At 72.4% G+C, this 21,773-nt stretch carries 17 protein-coding genes; 6 read left to right on the top strand and 11 right to left on the bottom strand.

Going from position 1 to position 21,773, the window contains the following annotated elements:
* Genes ACQPWU_RS22635 through ACQPWU_RS22620 form a run of 4 tightly spaced genes read right to left on the bottom strand, consistent with a single transcriptional unit; the run spans nt 1 to nt 3,807 of the window.
* Nucleotides 1-1,011, bottom strand: coding sequence for a LacI family DNA-binding transcriptional regulator (locus tag ACQPWU_RS22635; protein ID WP_433443154.1), 1,011 nt, complete (start codon nt 1,009-1,011; stop codon nt 1-3).
* A 24-nt stretch (nt 1,012-1,035) separates the two neighbouring features.
* Nucleotides 1,036-1,848, bottom strand: coding sequence for an ATP-binding cassette domain-containing protein (locus ACQPWU_RS22630; protein ID WP_433443152.1), 813 nt, complete (start codon nt 1,846-1,848; stop codon nt 1,036-1,038).
* Nucleotides 1,845-2,807 carry an ABC transporter permease gene (locus tag ACQPWU_RS22625; protein ID WP_433443149.1) on the bottom strand — a complete coding sequence of 321 codons (963 nt, stop codon included), beginning with the start codon at nt 2,805-2,807 and terminating at the stop codon, nt 1,845-1,847. The genes ACQPWU_RS22630 and ACQPWU_RS22625 overlap by 4 nt, the downstream gene beginning before the upstream one ends.
* A gap of 10 nt (nt 2,808-2,817) precedes the next feature.
* Complete coding sequence (locus tag ACQPWU_RS22620; RefSeq protein WP_433443147.1) at nt 2,818-3,807, bottom strand: sugar ABC transporter substrate-binding protein; 990 nt, start codon at nt 3,805-3,807, stop codon at nt 2,818-2,820.
* A 148-nt stretch (nt 3,808-3,955) separates the two neighbouring features.
* Between ACQPWU_RS22620 and ACQPWU_RS22615 the strand changes: the two genes are divergently transcribed.
* On the top strand, nt 3,956-5,107 hold the full coding sequence (locus ACQPWU_RS22615) for a carbohydrate kinase family protein (RefSeq protein WP_433443146.1): 1,152 nt from the start codon (nt 3,956-3,958) through the stop codon (nt 5,105-5,107).
* Nucleotides 5,108-5,125: 18 nt separating this feature from the next.
* Here the strand turns inward: ACQPWU_RS22615 and ACQPWU_RS22610 are convergent, their stop codons facing one another.
* The 3 genes from ACQPWU_RS22610 to ACQPWU_RS22600 are packed head-to-tail and all read right to left on the bottom strand — an operon-like array spanning nt 5,126 to nt 12,104.
* Nucleotides 5,126-9,331, bottom strand: coding sequence for a TIGR02680 family protein (locus ACQPWU_RS22610; RefSeq protein WP_433443144.1), 4,206 nt, complete (start codon nt 9,329-9,331; stop codon nt 5,126-5,128).
* On the bottom strand, nt 9,328-10,518 hold the full coding sequence (locus ACQPWU_RS22605; RefSeq protein WP_433443142.1) for a TIGR02678 family protein: 1,191 nt from the start codon (nt 10,516-10,518) through the stop codon (nt 9,328-9,330). The genes ACQPWU_RS22610 and ACQPWU_RS22605 overlap by 4 nt, the downstream gene beginning before the upstream one ends.
* A complete protein-coding gene (locus tag ACQPWU_RS22600) occupies nt 10,515-12,104 on the bottom strand; it encodes a TIGR02677 family protein (RefSeq protein WP_433443140.1) in 1,590 nt (529 codons plus the stop codon). The genes ACQPWU_RS22605 and ACQPWU_RS22600 overlap by 4 nt, the downstream gene beginning before the upstream one ends.
* A 123-nt stretch (nt 12,105-12,227) precedes the next feature.
* Between ACQPWU_RS22600 and ACQPWU_RS22595 the strand changes: the two genes are divergently transcribed.
* Nucleotides 12,228-12,641, top strand: a complete 414-nt coding sequence (locus ACQPWU_RS22595) for an SRPBCC family protein (protein WP_433443138.1) — start codon at nt 12,228-12,230, stop codon at nt 12,639-12,641.
* Between the two features lie 133 nt (nt 12,642-12,774).
* Here ACQPWU_RS22595 and recD2 read toward each other — a convergent pair whose 3' ends face one another.
* From recD2 to ACQPWU_RS22580, 3 genes are read right to left on the bottom strand one after another with little or no spacing between them, the layout of a single operon-like run.
* Nucleotides 12,775-14,907 carry an SF1B family DNA helicase RecD2 gene (gene recD2, locus ACQPWU_RS22590; RefSeq protein ID WP_433443135.1) on the bottom strand — a complete coding sequence of 711 codons (2,133 nt, stop codon included), beginning with the start codon at nt 14,905-14,907 and terminating at the stop codon, nt 12,775-12,777.
* Between the two features lie 34 nt (nt 14,908-14,941).
* Nucleotides 14,942-16,219 (bottom strand): erythromycin esterase family protein, encoded by a 1,278-nt coding sequence (locus ACQPWU_RS22585; protein ID WP_433443133.1) that lies wholly within the window; start codon nt 16,217-16,219, stop codon nt 14,942-14,944.
* Entirely contained in the window at nt 16,216-17,361 is a 1,146-nt protein-coding gene (locus tag ACQPWU_RS22580) for an acetate/propionate family kinase (protein ID WP_433443131.1), read from the bottom strand. The genes ACQPWU_RS22585 and ACQPWU_RS22580 overlap by 4 nt, the downstream gene beginning before the upstream one ends.
* A 108-nt stretch (nt 17,362-17,469) precedes the next feature.
* Between ACQPWU_RS22580 and ACQPWU_RS22575 the strand changes: the two genes are divergently transcribed.
* The 4 genes from ACQPWU_RS22575 to ACQPWU_RS22560 are packed head-to-tail and all read left to right on the top strand — an operon-like array spanning nt 17,470 to nt 21,505.
* Nucleotides 17,470-17,958 (top strand): (2Fe-2S)-binding protein, encoded by a 489-nt coding sequence (locus ACQPWU_RS22575; RefSeq protein ID WP_433443129.1) that lies wholly within the window; start codon nt 17,470-17,472, stop codon nt 17,956-17,958.
* A complete protein-coding gene (locus tag ACQPWU_RS22570) occupies nt 17,955-18,923 on the top strand; it encodes an FAD binding domain-containing protein (protein ID WP_433443128.1) in 969 nt (322 codons plus the stop codon). Before ACQPWU_RS22575 ends, ACQPWU_RS22570 begins: the two co-directional genes overlap by 4 nt.
* Entirely contained in the window at nt 18,920-20,950 is a 2,031-nt protein-coding gene (locus ACQPWU_RS22565) for a xanthine dehydrogenase family protein molybdopterin-binding subunit (protein ID WP_433443127.1), read from the top strand. The genes ACQPWU_RS22570 and ACQPWU_RS22565 overlap by 4 nt, the downstream gene beginning before the upstream one ends.
* A 51-nt stretch (nt 20,951-21,001) precedes the next feature.
* Nucleotides 21,002-21,505 carry a DUF6328 family protein gene (locus ACQPWU_RS22560; protein ID WP_433443125.1) on the top strand — a complete coding sequence of 168 codons (504 nt, stop codon included), beginning with the start codon at nt 21,002-21,004 and terminating at the stop codon, nt 21,503-21,505.
* Here ACQPWU_RS22560 and ACQPWU_RS22555 read toward each other — a convergent pair.
* The gene (locus ACQPWU_RS22555) at nt 21,454-21,771 is read right to left on the bottom strand and encodes a cation:proton antiporter (RefSeq protein WP_433443123.1); all 318 of its coding nucleotides are present in this window, start codon (nt 21,769-21,771) and stop codon (nt 21,454-21,456) included. The two genes, ACQPWU_RS22560 and ACQPWU_RS22555, sit on opposite strands and share 52 nt — an antisense overlap.
* Nucleotides 21,772-21,773 lie beyond the last annotated feature (2 nt).

Genomic DNA, 21,773 nt, shown 5'->3' with positions numbered 1-21,773 from the left:
TCACCGGGGCCCGGGCAGCTCGCCCGAGCCCCGGACGATCAGCCGGGTGGACACCAGCGTCCTGCGGGCCTTCGACCTGTCGCCGTCCAGCCGCGACAGCACCAGCTCCGCAGCCGCGGCACCCATCCGCGCCGGGTCCTGGGCCACGACCGTCAGCGGCGGGTCCAGGCACTCGGCCAGGGGCAGGTCGTCGAAGCCCACCAGCGCCACGTCCCTGCGGCGGGCCCGCGACAGCGCCACCACCGTGCCCATCGACGCGAGGTTGTTGCCCGCGAACAGCGCCGTCGGCGGATCGTCGAGGGCTAACAGGCGCATGGTGGCCTGGGCCGCGGCCTCCTGGTCGTGGCCCGTCTCCACCAGGCAGCGCTCGAACGGCAGGCCCGCCGCCTCGAGAGCGTCGCGGTAGCCCTGGAAGCGCTCGCGGCGGGTGTAGAGGGTGGCGGGCAGGTCGCCGACGAAGCCGATCCTGCGGTGGCCGTGGGCGATCAGGTGGGCGACGCCGGCCCTGGCGCCCTCCCGGTTGGCGCTGACCACGCTGTCGGCGGTCAGGCCGACGGCCGGGCGGTCGAGGAAGACGATCGGCAGGCCGGCCACGCGCTCGGTGCGCAGGTGGCGGTGGTCACTGGTGGCCGAGGGGACGACCATGAGAGCGCTGACCCTGCGGGCCAGGAACGTCGCTATCAGCGACTGCTCCAGGTCGGCCGTCTCGCTGGAGTTGCCGACGATGAGGGTGAGCCCCCGGGCGCGGATGGCGCTCTCGATGCCGCCCGCGACCGTGCCGAAGAACGGGTTTCCCATCTCGGGGATGATCAGGCCGATCGCGGCGTCGCGCGCGCCGACCCGCATGTTGCGGGCCATCAGATTGGGCTGGTAGCCCAGCTTCCTGACGGCTTCCATGACGCGCTCGCGGGTTTCGACGGCGACCGGGCCGTCGTCGTTGAGCACCCGCGAGACCGTCTTCGCCGTGACGCCTACCTCACGCGCCACATCTGTCATCGTCGGACGCCGCATTGCGCCCATGTTAGTGGCCGCCCATCAGGACAACCCGATGGCCTCCGCCGCGCCCTGGTCCGCCACCACCGCCTTGCCGTCCGAGACCTGGAGCGCGCCCGTCATGATGGCCACCACCTCGGCCATGCTGTGGTCGCCCGGCTTGATCTGGGCGACCCGGCGGCCGAGGCGCTGGACGTGGACGCGGTCGGCGATCTCGAACACGTGCGGCATGTTGTGGCTGATCAGCACCACCGGCGTGCCCCGGTCGCGGACCCGCTTGATCATGTCGAGCACCTGGCCGGACTCCTTGACCCCGAGCGCGGCCGTGGGCTCGTCCATGACGACGACGTGCGTGGCCCACGCCACCGCCCTGGCCACGGCCACGCCCTGCCGCTGGCCGCCGGACAGCGACTCGACCGGCTGGGTGAGCGAGCGCAGCCCGATCTTGAGCTCGGCCATGTGCCTGGCCGACTCCTCGCGCATGCGCTTCTTGTCGAGCAGGCGGAAGACGCTGCCGAGGATGCCGGGCTTGCGGATCTCGCGGCCGAGGAACATGTTCGTGGCGATGTCGAGCGAGGCCGCGACCGCGAGGTCCTGGTAGACGGTCTCGATGCCGTGCCTGCGGGCGTCGAGCGGGTCGCGGAGGCGCACCGGCTCGCCGTCGAGCAGGATCTCGCCCGAGTCGGGCTGAAGCGCGCCGGTGAGCGCCTTGATGAGGCTGGTCTTTCCCGCGCCGTTGTCGCCGATGACGGCGAGCACCTCGCCGGGCATCAGGTCGAAGTCGGCGCCGTCCAGGGCCGTCACGTGGCCGTACTTCTTGACCAGGCCGCGGGCCTGGAGGACGGGGGTCGTCATCGGTTCCTCCTGCGCGAGAGCTGGTCGACGGCGACGGCGAGGATCACCAGGATGCCGGTGATGAGCGTCTGGTAAATCGACGGTACGCCCATCAGTTGCAGGCCGTTGCGGAACACCCCCACGATGAGCGCCCCGATCAGCGTGCCGATCACCAGGCCGCGCCCGCCGAACAGGCTCGTCCCGCCGAGCACGACCGCGGTGATGCTGTCCAGGTTGTCGGTCTGGCCGGCCTGCGGGTCGCCCACTCCGGTGCGGGAGACGAGCAGCAGGGCGGCGATGCCGTACACGAAGCCGGCCAGGGTGTAGACGCCGACGGTCAGGCGGCGCGTCCTGATGCCGGTCAGGCGGGCCACCTCGGGGCTGTTGCCGAGCGCGTACACGTGCTTGCCCCATGCCGTGGAGCCCAGCAGGTACGCGAACAGCAGGAACAGCAGGATCGTCAGCAGCGAGCCGTAGGTGACGTTCGTCTGCCCGACCTGGAACGTCTGCCCCAGGAACGTCAGCAGCGGCGGCAGGTCAGTGACCGTCTGCTCGTTGGAGTAGATGTGGGTCAGGGCGAAGACCACGTTCAGCATGCCGAGCGTCACTATGAACGGCGGCAGCGAGATCCGTGTCACCAGCAACCCGTTGACCAGCCCGAACCCCGAGCAGATCGCGAGCCCGGCGACCAGCGCCAGCACCGGCGGCAGGCCGCTGTCCACCGCCAGCTTGGTCATCACGATGCCGCCGAACGCCATGATCGCGCCGTTCGACAGGTCGATGCCCGCGGTGAGGATGATCAGGGTCTGCCCGATGGCCAGCGTGCCGACCACCATGACCTGCTGGATGATCAGCGAGAAGTTGGGGCCGGTGAAGAACTGGTCGGTCCTGAGCCCGAAGAACAGGCAGGCCAGCACCAGCGCGGCCAGCGGGCCCGCGACGGGCGTGGTGATCAGGCGTCGCGGCAATGTCGCTTCCATCACTGCCATGTCAGCCCCAGCAGTTCGCCAGGCCGAAGGCCGTGTCCTTGGCCTCGACGCCGGAGACGGACTTGTCGGTGATCAGCGTGACGCCGGTGTCGGTGTAGCCGGAGGCCTTCTTGCCGCTCTTGGCGAACTCGGCCACCGCCTTGACGCCGTCCTCGGCCATCTTGAGCGGGTACTGCTGGCTCGTGGCGGCGATCTGTCCCGACTGCACGGCCTTCGTGCCGGTGCAGCCGCCGTCCACGGAGACGATCAGCACGTCCTTCTCGCGGCCCTTGGCCTTCAACGCCGTGTACGCGCCCAGCGCGGCGGGCTCGTTGATCGTGTAGACGACGTTGATGTCGGGGGCCTTCTGCAGGCAGGTCTCCATGGCGGTCTGGCCCTTGGCCTGGTCGCCCCTGGTGTCCTGGGAGCAGACGATGGACGGGTCGCCCTCCTGGATGCCGTACCCCTTCAGGAAGCCGTCGTGCCTGAGCCGGCCGACCGTGATGCCCGGGGCCAGGTCCAGGGTCGCGATCTTGGCGGGCTTGCCGGCCATGGCGGCCTTGGCGTACTGGCCGATCAGCTCGCCCGCCTTGAGGTTGTCGGTGGCGAACAGCGCGTCCGTGGCGTCCTGCGGTTCCGTCGGGGTGTCGAGGGCGATGACGAGCACGCCCGCGTCACGGGCCTTCTTGATCGCCGGGACGATGGCCTTGGTGTCACTCGGGGTGATGAGGATGCCCTTCACACCGGCGGCGACCATGTTCTCGACGGCCGTGATCTGCGAGGCGTTGTCGCCGTCGAACTTGCCGGCGGCGGTCATCAGCTCCATGCCGCCGGTCTTGGCGGCCTTCTCCGCGCCCTCCTTCATCTTGACGAAGAACGGGTTGGTCTCCGTCTTGGTGATGAGTCCGACCTTGGGGGTGGACGAGCTCTGACCACTGCCTCCGCTGCCGCCGCCGCAACCGGTGATGAGAAGGGCGGTGACCAGGAGTCCGGCCGAAAGCTTTGCGTTCATGGGCGGTTCCTATCAGGGGGGATCCGATGTCATCGTTGACATATGTCAACGTTGACATCCGCTGTGCTGCGATGATGGACTCCGATCCGAGAAACGTCAATGCCCCCATGCCGTAACAAATCGGCAACATGCCTGAAAGGCAGGCCCGATGATCGCTGTCCTGGGTGAGTGCGTCGCCGACGGCTTCACCACCCGCTCCCCCGGCGACCACCCCCTCGGCCCCCGCCCCACCACCCCCTCCCTTGCGCCCAGCGACGCGTCCATGGCCATCGAGCGCGACGATGTACGCCTCGACGACCAGGGGCGACCGGCGCACCGCCCCTCTGGTGAGCAGCACCCTGGTCCGCGACGGGCACCCGCCGGCGGCGAGGCGAGTGCGCCGCGAGCGGAGAACGGCGCGAGGCGGGGCGGCGACCCTCACGGGGCGAGTGACGGCGGCGCGACAGGGCTGGCGTTGCAGGTGCTGCCAGGTGGCGGGCCCGCGAACACGGCGGTGGCGTTGGCACGGCTCGGAACCCCCACGCGCTTCCTCGGCCGCATCTCCGGCGACGTGTTCGGCGAGATGTTCCGCCGGCATCTCACCTCATCAGGCGTGGACCTCTCGGCGTCCGTCGAGGCCGAGGAGCCCAGCACGCTCGCCGTCGCCGCCCTCGACGCCGGCGGCCGGGCCGAGTACACCTTCTATGCCAACGGCACCGCCGACTGGCAGTGGACCCCGTACGAGCTGGACCTGAAGCGGCTCGGCCCGGCCACCTGCCTGCACACCGGCTCGATGGTGCTCGCCAAGGAGCCGGGCCGGACGGCGGTGGAGGCGTTCGCGAGGGAGGCCGCCGAGCACGCCACGATCTCCATCGACCCGAACGTCCGCCCCAGCTTCGCCACCCGGGACGACTACCCGGTGTCCCGCTGGTGCGAGTGGACCGACATCCTCAAGCTCAGCGACGACGACCTGGACTTCCTGCTGCCCGGCGTGCCGGTGGAACGCGCCTGTGACACCTGGCACGCCGCCGGCGCCCGCCTGATCGTCATCACCAGGGGCGCGGCGGGCGCGCTCGTGTCCCTGGGCGGGCAGAGAGCCCCGGTACGGGCGCCGAAGGTGAACGTGGTGGACACGGTCGGCGCGGGCGACTCCTTCACCGCCGGCCTCCTGCACAGCCTCTCCGCCAAGGGCCTGCTCGGCGGCCGCCTGGACGGCCTTGACCTGGAGACGGCGGTGGAGGCGGCGGAGTTCGCGGCCAGGGTGGCGGCCCTGACCTGCTCGGTGCCGGGCGCCAACCCACCCTGGGCCGCCTCGCTCTGACCCACGCTGCCGGATCCGTCATTCCGTCGGGACCGTTCGGTAGCCGTTCCAGACGAAACGGGCGGTCGTCACCGCGTCGTCCCCGTCGCCCGTGATGAGCTGGTGGACCGCGATCCCGTCAAGCTCGCGGTACTCGCACCACTCGTGGTCGGAGGTGAGCACGAGGTCCAGCCCCAGATCCACCAGCAGGTCGAACACCTGGCCGCGGTTCGCCTTGTCCACCCCCACGAACACCTCGTCCAGCAGGATGAACCGCGGACAGTCCGGATCGGTCTGGTAGTGCGCGGCCACGGCGGCGAACAGCGGCAGGTGCAGCGCGATCGCCTTCTCCCCGCCGGACAGTGCCCCGTGCAGCTTTCTGGTGAGCTCCTGCCACCCGTGCCCGTCGCCCCGGTCGAGCTTGACCACGAAGCGGTGCCAGGCCGTGTAGTCGAGCACCTTCATGAGCTGGTCCTCCCAGCCGGCCGACCAGTTGCCGGCCCTGGCCTCCTCCACCCGGTCCCTGAAGAAGACGTAGAGCGCCTCCTTGTCGGCCTCACTCAACCCCGCCGGGTCGCGCAGGAGCAGGTCGCGGGCGGCCCGCGTGCCGGAGGGCTGGGTGGGATCGACCTCCCAGACCAGGCGGACGGCGACCTGGGAGGCGGTGCGGACGCGTTCCAGGCGCTGGTTCATGCCCTCCACCAGCGCGGTCGCCTGCCTGATGCGGTCGGCGAGGTGCCGCCGCGTGTCGCCCGCCAGCGTCCGGCCGAACAGGTCCCGCTCCGCCTCCGTGAGGTCCGAGCGCCGCTCGTCGCGCTCCTTGCGCAGCGCCTCGCTGAGCGCCGCCGCCCCGGCCCGGACGCCGCTGACGGTGGCGGTCAGCACCTGCACGTCCTCGTCGGGCGCCAGCTCCAGGTCCGCCCGGCCGCCGAGGATCTCCCTGGCATGGTGGAAGGCGTCCTGCAGCCGCGTCTCGGCCTCCTTGACGCTCTTCTGCTCGTACGGCACCGCCGCGAGCTGCTCGGCCACGGCACTGGCCGACTCCAGCACGGCCCGCACCCCGGTGTCCCGCACCGGCCCGGCCGTCACCCGCGCGTCCGCCGGCAGGTGCCCGGCCATCAGGCGGCGGAACCGTTCCGACACCTCCTCCCGCACGCGGCCCGCCTCGGCGTGCTTCTCCTCGGCCGTGCCGAGCTCGCCCCTGAGCCGGCCGAGCCGGGCGTTGAGCCGCGCCAGGTCGTCGTTGAAGGAGCGGATGAGACGGCGGCAGGCCTGGTAGGCGACCTGCGTCTCCTGGAGCTGATCCAGCACGCGCGCCTGCTCGACGCCGATGGTGGACTCGACGGCCGCGAGCTTCTCCGCCACCACCACGGCGGAGGCCGCGGCGGCCTCGGCGCGCTCGACGGCTCTGACGGCGAGCTCCTGGTATTCGGCGGCGGTCTCGGCGGCGTGCCGGGCGCGTTCGCCTGCGGCGCGAGCGTCGGCCCGCCGGTCGTGCCAGGCGGTGCCGGCCGTCTCGGCGGTGCGCAGGGCCTCTTCCAGGTTGTCGAGCGCGGGCGGCGCGGTGGGCAGGGTGTGGCTCGCCGCCAGCTCGGTGAGCCGCCGCAGCGACCGGCCGACCTCCTGCTCGCGCTCGTGCAGGCGCTGCTCGTACGCCCGCAGCCGGTCCTCGAGCAGCGCGACCTTCTTCACCGCGCCGTCGAGGGCATCGACCGCCCTGGCGTACGGCTGCCTGTCGGGCCTGCGCCGCAGCTCGGCGGAGAGCGTGTCGCGGTCGGCGTCGACCACGGCGAGCAGGTGGTCGCACTCGGCGATCGTGCCCGCGAGCTCGCCGAGCCGGTCGTCCAGCTCCGCGATGCGGCGGCGCCTGGCGCGCTCGCGGGCGGTCGCTCCGATGTAGGAGGGCTCGGGCTTGACCCAGCGGCCGGCCGCGGGCCCGAGCCGCCAGGTGCCGTCGGCACCGATGACCGCGGGATGGTCGACGCCGATCGCGCTCGGCGCGAAAGCGATGCCCGCCAGCACCGTGTCGGCCCGCACGGGCGAGTCCGCCTCGGTGAGCAGCACGTGGGCCAGGCTGTAGCCAGGCGCGGGCTTGGCCAGCGACGCCACCGCGAACGCGTCGTGCTCCCCCGGGTCGAACCCGCCGTCCGGGCGCAGCCACAGATCCAGCAGACCCGCCGCCTCCAGCGCCGCCTCCACGCCCGCCTGCGCGACCGGATCGAGGCCCGACCTGAACGTCACGGCCCGCCACAACGGGGCGCCGGGGCGGCCCTCTCTGGCGGCGGTGTCCCGGGCGTGCGAGGTCGGCGGTTCGAGGACGGCCTGGTCGTTGAGCCGTTCGCGTTCGCGGGCCAGGTCGGCGCGCTCGGCCAGCAGCTTGTCGCGCAGGCCCGTCAGGTGCTGCTCGCGGGCGGCCAGCCTGACCGCCGCCGCCGTGCGGGCGGCGCCTGCCAGCTCGTCGGCCTGCTCGAATCGTTCGGCCGTGCCCGCCAGCTCTTCTGGGTCGAGCTTGAGCTGCGTGCAACCGGCCGCCCAATCGGCGAGGGCGGCGGCCAGGTCACGGGCCCGCTCGTCGCGCAGGCGTTCCGCCTGGTCGTGGGCCGTCTGGGCGGTGGCGAGGGCGTCCCGGGCGCGGTCGCGGTCCTGCTCGGCGGTGGTGCGGCGCTTGATCGTCTCGTGGTGCTCGACGGCTCCGGCCCGCACCTCGCGGATCTGGGCGGCCCGGCTGGTGACGGCGGCCCGCAACAACTCGCGCGCCCGGTGTACGGCGTCCTCGCCGTCGAAAGCACGCCCGCTCTCGGGCGCGTGTCCATCGTCGGGCGCAGGGTCGGCATCGGGCGTGCGCCCGCCGCTGAACGCGGTGCCGCCGGCGGGTGCGGCGGCTCGGGTGGCACCCGGTCCGGCCTGCGCGACGCCGGGCCGAGGCCCGTCCGCGAGGCCGTCGAGGTCGCCGGCCTCCCAGGTGAACCCCGCCCGCTCGGACTCCTCATGGGCGGCGAGGAGTCCGGCGCGTTCGGCAGCGTGGCGGGCCTCCGTCCTGGCGCGGCCGGCGAGCGCGGCGGCGGTGCGGGCCGCGGCTTCCGCCGAGGAAGCCGACTCCTGCTTGGCCGCGGAGGAGCGGGCGGCCGCGCCCGCCTGGTCGCGGAGGCGGGCGGCCGTCTCGTGGGCGGCCTGCGCCTCCGTGCGGAGCCGGTGCAGCTCGGAGCCCGACGCGTACGCCTCGCTCTCCTTGAGGCCGTCGATCTGCGCGGACAGCGCCAGCTCCTGCGCCTCTTCCTCGCCCAGCCGCGCGGTCGTGGCGGCCAGCTCGCCTTCGACCTCCTTGAGCGCTTCCCGCTTGGCCTCGGCCCCGGCCGCCAGCGAGTCCTGGGCGCGTCCCGAGGACGTCACCGCCGCGGCGGCGGCCCGCAGGACACGCTGGGCGTAGCCACGCTGCCGGACGGCGAGCCGGTCGGCCTCCTCCACGTCGCGGTCGAGCAGCCGCAGCTCCTCACGCTGCCGGTCGAGCCGCTCGAACCCTTCGGCGATCTCGTGGATCTCCCCCTCGCCGAGCGGCGGCAGGGCGCTCGACAGCAGGTCGGACAGCAGGCCGGGGTCGAGGCGTTCGGAGAGCTTGGGTGTGCGCAGCTGACGCAGGGCGGTGAGGAGCGAGTCGTAGCGCTGCTCGTTGAGCGCCGGGTAGAGCGTCTGCCGCACGACCGTGCGGTAGGCGTCGGCGGACTCGTGGACCTTGCCCGACGTGCCGAGCTCCTCGATGAGCTGGGACTTGGTCAGGGGCTGGCCGGCTTCGCCGGTGAGCCGGATGCCGTCGGCGGTGTCGACGCGGGCCTCGGTCGTGAAGTAGACGGCGGTGACGTTCTTGGTGTGGATGGTGGCCTGAAGCCGGGCACCGCAGGTGAACCAGCGGCCGTCGGCGTGCCGGAACTCCAGCCACACGTAGCCGACGCGGGTGGTGCCGCCGGCGCCGTCGCCCATCAGGTTCCAGTGCATGGTGCGCTCAGTGCCGCCGAACGTGGACAACCGGCTCGGCTTGAGGCTGGCGTCGAGCACGTACGGGAACAGCAGCTCGAGCACCTTGGACTTGCCGCTGCCGTTCGGCCCGCGCAGCAGCAGCCTGCCCCTGTGGAACTCGAACACCTCGTCGTAGTAGCGCCACACGTTGAGGATGCCCGCGCGTACGGGGACCCAGCGGGAGTCCATTCCGTGCGCTGCGCGGGCGGCGGCGGTGAGCTCGGTGACTGTCATGAATCCTCCTGGTCGGCCGTGTCGACCCGGTAACGGGCCGCGGCGGGCAGGGCGGCGACCCGGTTACCCGTGCGGCGGGCCAGCCCGAACATCGTGAGCACCTCCAGCGCGTCGGCGGCCAGCCGCGACCCGCCCCCGTCGGACTGGTACGCCCTGGCCCACAGCGGGAAGCGGCGCAGCAGCTCCGTGGCCTCGGCGTCGAACCGGGCGGCGGTGACGGGGCCGGACGAGACGAGCAGGTCGAGCATGAGCAGGGCGGCCACCTTGGCGTGGCTGCCGTCGTCGGGGAACCTCGTGTCCGTGGCGGTGGCGTCGGTGTCGATGAGCAGGAAGCCCTCGGCACGTTCCTCCAGCACGAAACCGGCCTCCTCCGCGACGCGGCGGATGAGCCGGCGGCCGGTGAGTGAGGCCGCGTAGGCCGACTGGTCGGCGGTCAGCTCGTCGCGGTAGACGACGGGCTCGTCGAGCAGGCGGCGGATCAGCGAGTGCCTGGCCCACAGGGTGCGCTGGGTCTCGGTCGGCTCCTCGCCGCCGTACCGTGCCTCGGTGGTGAGCGCGTCGCGGCGGCCCGCCTCCTCGAACGCGATCCGCGAAGGGGGCACCGGGGCGGCGAGGAGCCTGATCACCCGGGTCGTGTCGACGCGATAGAGCACCTTGGCCGCCTCGTCGTCGAGGTAGGCGTCGGTCGCGCCGTCCATGGCGATGATCGCGCCGTAGTGTTCGAGCAGTTTGAGCACGTCCACGAACGCGGCCCGTTCCCCGCCCTTGACCGGGTCGAACGCGGGCACCTCCGCCTCCACCGCGGCCGCCTGGACGACGCGCTGGGCCAGCATGCCGATCGTGGTGACCGGCGAGGTGAGCAGCTCGGCCGCGCACAGGCAGAGCAGTGTGTAGCGGCGGCGGTCGAACGGGGCCCTGGTGGCGCGGCGGCGCCGCGCGGGCCGGGTGGCGCTCGCCTCGGACCTGACCTTGACCAGGCGGGCGTACCCCTGGCGCGGCTCCACGACCAGCCGCCAGCCGCAGAAGTAGTCGAACCACTGGATCAGCGGCTGCCGCCGTTTCCTGATCAGGTCGAAGGCGGCGGGGTCGTCGTGCTGGGACACGAGGGGCCGGCCGAGCAGGGTTCTGATCGCCCGCGCGATCTCCTCCTTCTCGGCCCTGACGAGCTGGTTGGCCAGGCTGCTCATGCGCCCACCACCCGTCTCCGCGGCCCCTCGCCGGCCGCCCAGCGACGCGCGTCGGACGTCCGGCCGCGGGAGGTCTCGAGCGAGCGCACGTCGATGAGGTAGTCGGGTCCCCGGAACCACCCCTCCGAGGTGCGCAACACCGCCACCGCCCCGTCGTCGGGCGCCCGCAGCACGATCTCCACCCGCCCGTCGGAGGTCACGGCCCGCCGGAACCCGGTCGAGTCGGGCCGCTCGGCCAGGGCCCTCCCGAGCAGATCGAGCAGCCGCCCGAAGGCCTCGTGATCGAGCTCCCCCATCTGCGACAGCCGCATGGCGCCGGTGGTGGACAGCGCCGACCAGGCGGCCTCCAGCTCCGCCCGCTCCTTCCCGGCCCGCGCCCTGCGCTCGGCCCGCAAGGAGTCGACGTCGCGTACCCTCCCCGTACGTCCCATCCGCTCGTTGCGCCCGCGCGCACGCAGCAGCGCCGACACCTCCACGGGCTCCGCCTCCGACCACGGCACCCCGGCCGGGATCAGCTCGGCGTCCGCGTGTCCCAGGTGCGCGTGCCGGGCGGAGCCCAGCCCGAACGCCGCGTCCCACAGCCGATGCGCGTCGTCCTCGCTCGGCGCGCCCGCGAACCAGCGGGCCAGCGTACGGAAGTCGGCCGCGGCGCTGGAGGAGCGGCGGCGGGAGTCGGTGATCCGGTCGAGCACCTGCAGCAGCGACACGATGGCCCGCCGCGCCACGTCATGGAGCAGCCGCACCCGCGGGACCGCGCCGTCGCCGGGCGCGAACCACAGCCGCAGCCCCTCCCACCTGGCGGCCCTGGCCGCCAGCCACGCCGCGGTGTGATCCGTGCCGGGCTCCTTCGGCAGATCGGCCCCGTCGAGCGCCCGCGCGTGCAGCACGTCGACGCCGTGCCCGGCCACCGCGCGCACGGCGTCGGCGATGGTGTCGCCGCGCTGCTCCAGATTGCCCGCGAACTCCTGCAGGTAGGCCACCGTGGCGCCCTTGACCTCGTGGTACGTGCTCAGCTCGGACGCCTCGACGCGCAGCAGCCGCTGCAGCTCGCCGTTGAACCGCTTGGTGTTGTCCCGCAGCCCGTCGAGATGGGCCTCCAGCTCCTGCAGGGCGGCGAAGATCCGCCGGTCGCACCTGGGATCGGGATCACGCAGCAGCCCCTCCAGCTCCCCCAGCCGGTCGGCGATCGCGTCGAGCACCGCGGTCTGCAACGCTCCGGCCGAGCCCAGCACCGTCATCGCGTGCCGCACCCCGGCGTAGGCCGCCTCGCCCCGCCTGGTCAGCGAATACTGCAGGTTCTTGCGCTCGTACTCCTCCGCGGTGGCGAAACTCCCCGCATGGTTGAAGATCACGTCGAGCAGCCCCCACCCCGCGAGCTGCTTCAGCGTCCCGGTCAGCTCCTGCTCGCCGACCGGCGCGTACCACCCCACCGCCCGCAGCCCGTCCCGCACCTCGTCCACCGTCAGCGCCGTCTCGAGCCGCTCGCCGGCCTCGCCGAAGGCGCTGAGGACCGCCGTGTGCAGGTCGGCCCGCTCGGTGGAGGTGAACCGGAACATCTCGGGCGGCACCCGTGGCTGCTCAGCCATCGCCGCGCTCCCCTCGCCGCACGATTCCCATCCGCGCCACCGTAGCGGCAAGCCCCCGCGCCACGGCCGCTGTTTGCGAGCAGATCACACGGGTACGGCGGTGGCATTGGAAGGAGGGCTGGGATGGCGGAGTTCGAGGCGACGCGTGGCATGCCCGCGAGCAGCACAATCGTGTACGGAGTCGCGTCCGATGTGGACATCATGGACAGATGGCTGCCGCAGGGCCTGTCGGTCGCCGACGCCGGCCCCGGCACTCTGGAGGCCGGCGGCGATCTGGTGCCCGGGCCAGGGCCTCACGAGGGGCTGTTCCGCGCCTCGGAGGAGCAGCTGCGGGTGGAGTGGGGTGGCCGCGACCACCCTGGCTATGCGGGCTGGTTGCAGGTGTCCGACGCGGCCGGCGGCACGAGCGAGGTGACCGTGCACATCTCCCTCCTCGACGAGCCCGACTCGGGGGCACGGGCCGACGAGGTGCGCGAGCTGCTCGACCGCTCCCTCGACCGGCTGGCCGACGAAGTGAGCCGGCACCTGTCGGCCTGACCCTTTCCTTGCCGCGAGGCCGCCCTTTGCACTCGGCTTGCACACCGTGAGTGATCGGCGCCCCACACTCCTTCTCCCGAAGGGAGGTGCGGCGGGGTCGCGGAGGTGCCCAGGTCAGTCGCGGTGACGGGTGCTAGTCGTCGAGAGCCAGCGCGAGGCGGCGGGCCAGGCCGGTGTTTCTGCGGTGGCCCAGCCGGTGGACCGCCATCTCCAGCGCCTCCCGCTGGCCCACCAGCACCACCCACGCCTTGGCCCTGGTCACCAGCGTGTAAAGGAGCTTGCGGCGCAGCATGATCCCGCCCGATTCGGCGACGATCGGCGCCACCACGAACGGGTATTCGCTGCCCTGCGACCGGTGCACGCTGATCGCGTAGGCGTGGGTCAGGTCGTCGAGCTCGTCGAAACCGTAGCGAACGCTCTCTCCGTCGTCCGTCAGGATCTCGATCGCGCGCTCCTCCTGCACGACCGCCGTGACCGTCCCGGTCTCCCCGTTGAAGACGCCTTTGTCGTAGTTGTTGCGGATCGGCATGACCCGGTCGCCCACCCGGAAGACCGACGCGCCCGACCAGTGCTCCGGCTTGTCGTCGGCCGCCGGGTTGAGCTGGTCCTGGATCAGCCGGCCGAGCGCCGTGGCCCCCGTCTCGCCCTTGCGCATCGGGCACAGCACCTGCACCTGGCCGGGCTCGACGTTCTGCTTGCGCGGGATCGCCACCATCGCCAGGTGGGCCACCCGCCGCGCCACCTGCGCGGGATCGTCGAGCTCCTCGAACCAGAACCCGCCGCCGGCCGTGCGGACCGGCAGCCGGCCGGCGCGGATGCGGTGGGCGGCGTCGATGATGCCGCTGCCGCCCGCCTGCCGGAAGACGTGGGTGAGCTGCACCCGCGGGATCGCCTCGACCCGCAGCAGGTCGGCGAGCACGTCGCCGGGCCCGATGCTCGGCAGCTGGTCGCTGTCGCCGATGAGCAGCAGGTGGCTCCCGGGCGACACGGCCGCGGCCAGCCGGGTGGCCAGGTGCAGGTCGAGCATGGACGCCTCGTCGACCACGATCAGGTCGGCCTGCGACGGCCGCTCGTCGAACAACGTCTCCGGATCGGGATCGGGCTGCTGGGCGAGCATCCGGTGCACGGTCATCGCGGGCATCCCGGTCAGCTCGGACAGGCGCTTGGCCGCCTTGCCCGTGGGCGCCGTGAGCGTCACCGTGCCGCCCGCGGCCCTGACCGTGGTCGCGATGGCCTTCACCGTGTGGCTCTTGCCGCACCCGGGGCCGCCGGTGATGACGGAGACGGTGCTGGTCAACGCCATGTTGACGGCGGCGCGCTGGTCGTCGTGGAGCCCGGGGTCGTCGCGGAAGGAGCGCAGCGGCAGGGTCGAGCGGGCGCGCGTGAGCCGGGTGATCTGCTCGGTCAGCGCCGCCTCACGGCTGTGCACGTGCTTGGCGTAAACCACCGGTGTGCCCAGCTGGTCGGGGCCGGCCTCCACGACCACCCTGCGGTCGGCGACGAGCGCGTCGATCATCGGGCGCACCAGGGACTGGTCCTGCTCGATCAGCTCCGCCGTCTCCCTCACCAGCGTGGACATCGGCACGAAACAGTGGCCGTCGCGGCTGCCGGCCGCCTCCAGCCGGTCGAGCAGCGCCGCCTTGACCCGCTGCGGGCTGCGCTCGGGCACCCCGGACTGCAGCGCGATCTTGTCGGCGATGCGGAACGCGATGCCGCGCACCCGCCCGATCAGCCGGTAGGGGTCGGTGGCCAGGACCTCGTCGGCGTCCTGCCCGAACACCTGGTAGATCTTGGCCGCCAGCAGGGGGCTGACCCCGAGCCCCTGGAGCGTCACCATCAGCGCGGCGATCGCCTTCTGCTCCTGCCACGCCTGGACGATCTGGCCCTGCCGCTGCGGCCCGATGTTGACGACTTCGGTGAGCCGCTCGGGCTCGCTGTCGATCACCTTGAGCGTGGCCTCGCCGAAGTGGTCGACGATCGCGTACGCCAGCCGCGGCCCGATCCCCCTGATCAACCCCGACCCCAGGTAGATCCGGATGGCCCGCACCGACGAGGGCGCCACCCGCTCGCACCCGCTCACCGCGAACCGGCGGCCGTAACGCGGATGCCTGCCCCACTCGCCGAACAGCCGCAGCGTCTCGCCCGGCTGCACCCCGGCCAGCGCCCGCCCGGTGGCCACGAAGCCGGGCTCGCCGTCGGCACTCATGCGCGCGACGGTGTATTCGTCCTCCCGGACGTAGACGAGCTGCTCGACCGACGCCTCCACACGAGAGATCCAACCACCCGCCACCGACAAACGGTCACATGGCGGTCGGGTAAGTCTCTGGTTCGGTGTCTCCCCACGGCTCGCCGTGCAGCGGGTGCAGCGCCTTGGTCTCGTCCAGCCAGATGAACGCGTCGTAGCGGCGGCCCACGACCGTGGGCACGTAGTTGCCCCAGCGCTCCCGCTCGGGATGGTAGACGACGCCGATCGCCCGGTGTCCCATGGGCTCGTCGTAGAAGGCCGCCCTGGCCCCTTCGGGCGGGACCACGAACAGGGCCTCCGGCGCGGCGGCGTCGTGCAGCAGCGCCTCCAGAGACGCGGGCCGCGCGGGCGGCACCCGCATGACGTGGTGCTGGGCGCCCCACCGGTCGGCGGCCACCACGGACCCGCGATGGGTGCCGAACCCCACCAGCACGGCGTCCCGGCCGTGCCGCTCCCGGGCGAGCTGCCCGAGGTTGGTCATGCCGGCGGCGGCCATGTCCGTGGCGCGGGCGTCGCCGACGTGCGTGTTGTGCGCCCACACCACGCCCTTGGCCCCGGAAGAACCGGCGCCGTGGAACTCCGCGAGCCTGTCCATGGTGTCGGCCATGTGGATGTCCCTAACGTTCCATGATTCGGGGCCTCCCCGCATCATGGTCCGGTAGTAGCGTTCGGCCCCGGCCACGACCTCGGCGTTCTGCCGGACGCTGAAACCCTGCTCGTCCTCGGGAGCCGCGTGGATCACGGACTTGAGCAGGTTCACCACCTCGTCCTCGCAGGTCTCCGGGATCAGCCGGGTGGCCAGGCCGTACTGCTGCGGGTCGTGGCCGTAGGCCTCGAAGCAGTACAGCGCGCCCATGACCGAATCCATCTCGTCAGGCAGCTGGCCCGCGGCGTAGCGCCGTACGGCGCGCAGCGACTCCCACAGGCTGTAGACGTCGAGGCCGTGGAAGCCGCAGCGCTCGTCCGGCGGGAAACCGGAGTTCCAGCGCCGCAGCCACCGGCAGAACTCCACGACCTCGTGATTGGCCCACATGAACGTCGGCCAGCGCCGGAATGCGTAAAGCGCCTCGAAGGGATCGGCGTCGCCGGTTACGGCCCGATGCACCCGTTCGCAGTCGGGCCAGTCGCCCTCGACCCCGACGAACCCGAATCCCTTCTCGGCGATCAAGCGGCGGGTCAGCTCCACCCGCCAGGCGTAGAAGTCGTGCGTGCCGTGGCTGGCCTCGCCGATCAGCACGAATCTGGCCTCGCCCACACGTTCCAGCAGCGGGTCGAGGTCCCCCGGGCCGGTCAGCGGCAGTGCCGACCGGCGTACCTCGTCGAGAACCGTCATTCGTCCTCCTCCGCGAGCATCCGCAGGCATTCGCGGGCCAGCTGCAGTTCCTCCCGCACCTGGACCACCATGACGGGGACGGCCGAACCGAACGGACTGACGGGTCCGTCGTCGTGGCGGTTGCCCAGGGCGGGAGGCTCGATGCCGAGCAGGCCCAGCCGCCGGCAGACGGCCTCGCGTACTTCTGGCTGGTCCCAGCCGATCTCCCCCGTGAAGACCAGCGCGTCGATCCGCCCCAGCGAGGTGGCCGCGGCGGCGATCTCCCTGCTCACCCGGTGGCTGAACACGTCCAGCGCCAGCTGCGCCGCCGCGTTCCCCTCCTGCGCGGCCGCCACCAGGTCGCGTGTGTCCCCCGACAGGCCCCCCGACAGCCCGAGCAGGCCGGAGCGCCGTTCCAGCCCCTCGCCCAGTTCCTCAAGCGTCAGATGGTCCGAGGAGAGCAGCCACAGGAGCATCCCGGGGTCCACGCTGCCCGAGCGCTTGCTCATGGGCAGCCCGTCCAGGGGCGTGAAGCCCATGGATGTGTCCAGGCTGCGCCCGCCCGAGACCGCGCACACCGAGGACCCGCCGCCCAGGTGCGTCAGCACGAGGTCCAGCTCGGTCAGCGGCTTGCCGAGCAGCTCGGCCGTCCGGTCGGCCGCCCACGCGTACGACACGCCGTGGAAGCCGTAGCGGCGCAGGCCGAACCGCTCCCGCCATGAGAGCGGCAGCGCGTAGACCGCGGCCTCCTCCGGCAGCCCGACATGGAAAGCGGTGTCCGGGCAGAGCACGTGCGGCACGGCCGGCAACTCCTCGCGGGCCGCCTCCAGCAGGGCCAGCGCCGGCGGCAGATGCAGCGGCGCCAGGCTCGTCAGGCCGCGCAGCGCCGCGGCCGTCTCGTCGTCGGCCACGGCAGGGGCGTGTACGAAGTCGCCGCCGTGCACGAGGCGGTGCGCCACGGCACGGATGTCGCGGCCGAAGTGCCCGCCGAGGAACGCCGACAGCTCCTCCCTGGCCGAGCCCGGGTCGATGGCGCGCTCGGCATGCGCGCTGTCCAGCACGCAACCGCCCTCCACGAGGTCGAGGCGGAGGCTCGACGAGCCGGCGTTGACGGTGAGCACCGCCGCCGACTCCGTCATCTGCTCGTCGATCGCCCGGCTCATCCCGCTCGGCTACCCGCCGACGAAGGCACAAAACGGGACGAAATCCGGGGGCTCCCGCTTTACCGCCCTCAGGGGTTGTCTCGTCTGGACCTCGGGTAGGCGTGCGCCATGGACATCACCCTGAAGGTGAACGGCGTGTCCCGCGCGGTGCACGTGGACCCTCGGATGTCGCTGCTCGACCTGCTGCGCGAACGGCTGGCACTGATCGGCGCCAAGAAGGGCTGCGACCACGGGCAGTGCGGGGCCTGCACGGTCCTGATCGACGGGCGGCGGGCCAACTCCTGCCTGGCGCTGGCCGTCGCGATGGACGGCTCGGAGATCACCACGGTCGAGGGGCTGGGCCGGGAGGACGATCTACACCCTCTTCAGGCCGCGTTCATCGAACACGACGCGTTCCAGTGCGGTTACTGCACGCCGGGGCAGCTCTGCTCGGCGGCCGGGATGCTGGGCGAGCCGGGTCCGAGCGCCATCACCGACGACATACTCACCGACCCGGACCTGACTCCGGAGGAGATCAGAGAGCGGATGAGCGGCAACCTGTGCCGGTGCGGCGCCTACGTCAACATCGTCAGCGCGATCGCCGAGGTCGCGCCGTGAAGACCTTCGAGTACGCCCGTGCGGAGAGCCCGTCGGACGCGGTACGCAGGTTCGGGCCCGGCGCCATGTATCTGGGCGGCGGCACCAACCTCGTGGACCTCATGCGCCTCGGAGTGGCACAACCGGACCGCCTGGTGGATGTCAGCCGGCTGCCGCTCGACGTGATCGAGGAGGTCGGCGACCGGGTCCGCGTCGGCGGCGCCGTACGCAACAGCGATCTGGGGGCCCATCCCCTGGTGCGCTCCCGCTACCCGATGCTGGCGCGGGCCGTGCTGAGCGGCGCGTCGGGCCAGGTGCGCAACATGGCGACGGTCGCCGGCAATCTGCTGCAACGCACCCGCTGCCCGTACTTCCAGGACGTGACCAGGCCGTGCAACAAGCGGGAGCCCGGCTCCGGATGCCCTGCCATCGAGGGCGACCACACGAACCTGGCCATCCTCGGCACCTCACACGCCTGCGTGGCCACCCACCCCTCGGACATGGCGGTCGCGCTGGCCGCGCTGGATGCCGAGGTGCACGTCACCGGCCCGGGCGGTGACCGGATCATCCCGATCCCCGGGCTGCACCGGCTGCCGGGCGACGCGCCCGAGCGGGACACCGTGCTGGAGCCGGGTGACCTGATCACCGCCGTGGAGCTGCCCGCGCCGCCGCCGGGCGCCTCGCTCTACCGCAAGGTACGCGAGCGGGCGTCGTTCGCGTTCGCGCTCGTGTCCATCGCCGCCGTGCTCGACGTCCGCGACAGCGTGGTCGCCGGCTGCCGCGTGGCGCTCGGTGGCGTGGCGCACGTGCCCTGGCGGGCCGAGCGCGCCGAGCAGGTGCTGATCGGCGGCCCCGCGACGGGCGAGGCGTTCCTCACCGCCGCCGAGGCGGAGCTGGAGCAGGCCCGGCCGCTCCCGCGCAACGCCTTCAAGCTGCCCCTGGCCCGTAACCTGATCGTCCGCACGCTCGAGGAGCTGGCATCGTGAACCGCATCGAGGGCCAGGTCAAGGTCACCGGGCTGGCCACGTACGCGGCCGAATACCCGGTCGAGGGCGTCACCTACGCCTACCCCGTGCAGTCCCGGATCGCCAAGGGCCGCATCAAGCGGATCGACGCCGGCGACGCGCTCGCCATGCCCGGCGTGCTGGCCGTGCTGTCCAGCGAGGAACCGCCCCGGCTGGCCCGTGAGGCCGAGGGCGAGCTGGCGCTGTTCCAGAGCCGCGACGTCGCCTACCGGGGCCAGATCGTGGCCGCCGCGGTGGCCGACACGTACGAGAACGCCCGCGCCGCCGCGGACGCGATCGTCGTCGAGTACGAGCAGGACATCCATGACGTGACCCTGCGCGCCGACCACCCCAACCTGTACCAGCCGGAGGTCGTCAACCCCGACTACCCGTGCGACACCGTGAAGGGCGACATCGAGGCCGGGCTGGACGCGGCCGAGACCAGCATCGACGTGACCTACACAACCCCGGTCCTGCACAACAACCCGATGGAGCCGCACGCCACCCTGGCGCTGTGGGACGCCGAGGGCGGGCTGCTGGTGTACGACACCGCGCAGGGCGCCTCCGCGAACCGCGACATCATGGCCGCTGCTTTCGGCCTGCCCAGGGAGCGGGTGCGCGTGGTGTCCAGGCACGTCGGCGGCGGCTTCGGCTCGAAGGGCACGACCAGGCCGCAGGCCGTGCTGGCCGCGCTGGCCGCCAGGGCCGTCGGCCGCCCGGTGAAGGTCGTGCTGACCCGGCAGCAGATGTTCGACGTGACCGGCTACCGCACGCCCACGATCCAGCGGCTGCGCCTCGGCGCGGACACCGAGGGGCGGCTCACGGCGGTGGAGCACGTGGCCTACGAGCAGAGCTCGACGGTGGTGGAGTTCGCCGAGCAGACCGCGACCCCGACCCGCGTCATGTACGCCACGCCCGCGCTGCGCACCGCGCACCGGCTCGTCCGGCTGGACGTCGCCACCCCGTCGTGGATGCGCGCCCCGGGCGAGTGCCCCGGCATGTACGCGCTGGAGTCCGCCATGGACGAGCTGGCGTACGCCGCCGGCATCGACCCGATCGAGCTGCGCGTCGTCAACGAGCCGGAGATGGAGCCGGAGAGCGGCCGGCCGTTCAGCTCCCGCAACCTGGTCGCCTGCCTGCGCGAGGGTGCCCGACGCTTCGACTGGGACCGGCGCGACCCGGGCCCCGGGCACCGGCGGGACGGCGAGTGGCTGATCGGCATCGGCGTGGCCTCCTCCACCTACCCGGCCTACCGCCGGCCGTCCAAGGCCGTCGTCACCATGAAGGAGGGCGACTTCCTGGTCCAGGTGGCCGCCACCGACATCGGGACCGGCGCGCGCACCGCGCTGACCACGATCGCGGCCGGCGCGCTGGGCGTCCCGCCCGACCGGGTGCACGTCGAGCTGGGCGACAGCGACCTGCCGGACGCGCCGCTCGCGGGCGGCTCCATGGGGACGGCCTCGTGGGGCACGGCGATCGTGCGGGCCTGCGAGGCGCTCAAGGTGAACGGCACCGTGGGCCGCGCGGACACCACCGAGGAGGTCAAGCAGGCCGCGGAGCTGGCCAGGCACGCCTTCGGCGCCCAGTTCGCCGAGGTGCGGGTGAACTCCGTGACCGGCGAGGTCCGCCTCTCGCGCCTGCTCGGCGTGTTCGCCGCGGGGCACATCGTGGACGCCAAGCTGGCCAGGTCGCAGTTCATCGGGGGCATGACGATGGGCATGGGGATGGCGCTGATGGAGGAGACGTTCACCGACGAGGAGTTCGGCGGCTTCCTCCGGCGCGACCTGGCCCAGTACCACGTCCCGGCCTGCGCGGACGTACCGGACATCGAGGCGGTCTGGCTGGAGGAGGACGACAGCGAGCTCAACCCCATGGGCAGCAAGGGCATCGGCGAGATCGGCATCGTCGGCACGGCCGCCGCCATCGGGAACGCCGTGTACCACGCCACCGGCCACCGCGTGCGCGACCTGCCGATCACCCCGGCCAAGATCCTCAACCAGATGTTTTAGCCCGCTTTGCCGAGGAAAGAGGATTCTCTCGTTCCATAGGCGGGAGGCGGCGTGAAGAACGAGTCGGACCAGGAGCGGGCGGACCGCAACTTCGTGGAGCTCCTGCAGGGCGCGCGCGTGGCGGTGACCGGGGTGCAGGTGCTGTTCGCGTTCCTGCTGACCGTGCCCTTCTCGCCGGGATTCTCCAAGCTGGACCTGGCCGACCGGTGGCTGTTCTACGCGGCGCTGGTCAGCGCCGCGGTCGCGTCGATCTGCTACATCGCGCCGACCGCGCAGCACCGCGTGCTGTTCAGGCAGGGCCGCAAGGAGACGCTGGTACGGCGCTCCAACAACTACGGCATCGTGGGCGCGCTCGCGCTGGCGATCTCCATGGCCACGGCCACCATGCTCGTGATCGACTACCTGTTCGGCCCCGCGCTGGCCTGGACCACCGCGGGGATCCTGGCGGCGCTGGCCCTGTGGACCTGGTTCGGCCAGGCGGCGCTCAACCGGTCCGAGAAGGATCAGTCCTCCGGTGGGAGCTCGGTGTCGTCGTCGGCTCGCTCGCGCGAGTAGGCCGCCCGCGCCACCATGTACGCCGCCACCGACACGGTGATCACCTGCGAGACGCCCGCCAGCAGCAGCGGCCCGGCGTTCGCCCAGGTGGGCCGGTGCAGCCACATGGCCAGCAGCACCAGCAGCACGCCGAGCACCTGCGGCTTGGTGCCGGCGTGCATCCGGTCCAAAGTGGTGCGGAAGCGGACGAGCCCGGCTCCGGCCGACAGCGCCAGCCCCGCGCCCAGCAGCAGGCAGACGGCCGCCGCCACGTCGAACGCGCTCACCG

Source organism: Nonomuraea sp. CA-141351 (genome assembly GCF_050944675.1).
Classification (GTDB): domain Bacteria; phylum Actinomycetota; class Actinomycetes; order Streptosporangiales; family Streptosporangiaceae; genus Nonomuraea.
Note: the sequence above shows the minus strand (reverse complement) of the source record. Positions and strands in the feature narration are given on the sequence as shown.

Bases quoted from the DNA above. Each gene is read 5' to 3' on its own strand.
- ACQPWU_RS22610 (WP_433443144.1), bottom strand. From the start codon at position 9,331: ATGACAGTCACCGAGCTCACCGCCGCCGCCCGCGCAGCGCACGGAATG.
- ACQPWU_RS22595 (WP_433443138.1), top strand. From the start codon at position 12,228: ATGGCGGAGTTCGAGGCGACGCGTGGCATGCCCGCGAGCAGCACAATC.
- ACQPWU_RS22580 (WP_433443131.1), bottom strand. From the start codon at position 17,361: ATGAGCCGGGCGATCGACGAGCAGATGACGGAGTCGGCGGCGGTGCTC.
- ACQPWU_RS22605 (WP_433443142.1), bottom strand. From the start codon at position 10,518: ATGAGCAGCCTGGCCAACCAGCTCGTCAGGGCCGAGAAGGAGGAGATC.
- ACQPWU_RS22635 (WP_433443154.1), bottom strand. From the start codon at position 1,011: ATGCGGCGTCCGACGATGACAGATGTGGCGCGTGAGGTAGGCGTCACG.
- ACQPWU_RS22630 (WP_433443152.1), bottom strand. From the start codon at position 1,848: ATGACGACCCCCGTCCTCCAGGCCCGCGGCCTGGTCAAGAAGTACGGC.
- ACQPWU_RS22585 (WP_433443133.1), bottom strand. From the start codon at position 16,219: ATGACGGTTCTCGACGAGGTACGCCGGTCGGCACTGCCGCTGACCGGC.
- ACQPWU_RS22575 (WP_433443129.1), top strand. From the start codon at position 17,470: ATGGACATCACCCTGAAGGTGAACGGCGTGTCCCGCGCGGTGCACGTG.
- ACQPWU_RS22600 (WP_433443140.1), bottom strand. From the start codon at position 12,104: ATGGCTGAGCAGCCACGGGTGCCGCCCGAGATGTTCCGGTTCACCTCC.
- ACQPWU_RS22615 (WP_433443146.1), top strand. From the start codon at position 3,956: ATGATCGCTGTCCTGGGTGAGTGCGTCGCCGACGGCTTCACCACCCGC.
- ACQPWU_RS22620 (WP_433443147.1), bottom strand. From the start codon at position 3,807: ATGAACGCAAAGCTTTCGGCCGGACTCCTGGTCACCGCCCTTCTCATC.
- ACQPWU_RS22625 (WP_433443149.1), bottom strand. From the start codon at position 2,807: ATGGAAGCGACATTGCCGCGACGCCTGATCACCACGCCCGTCGCGGGC.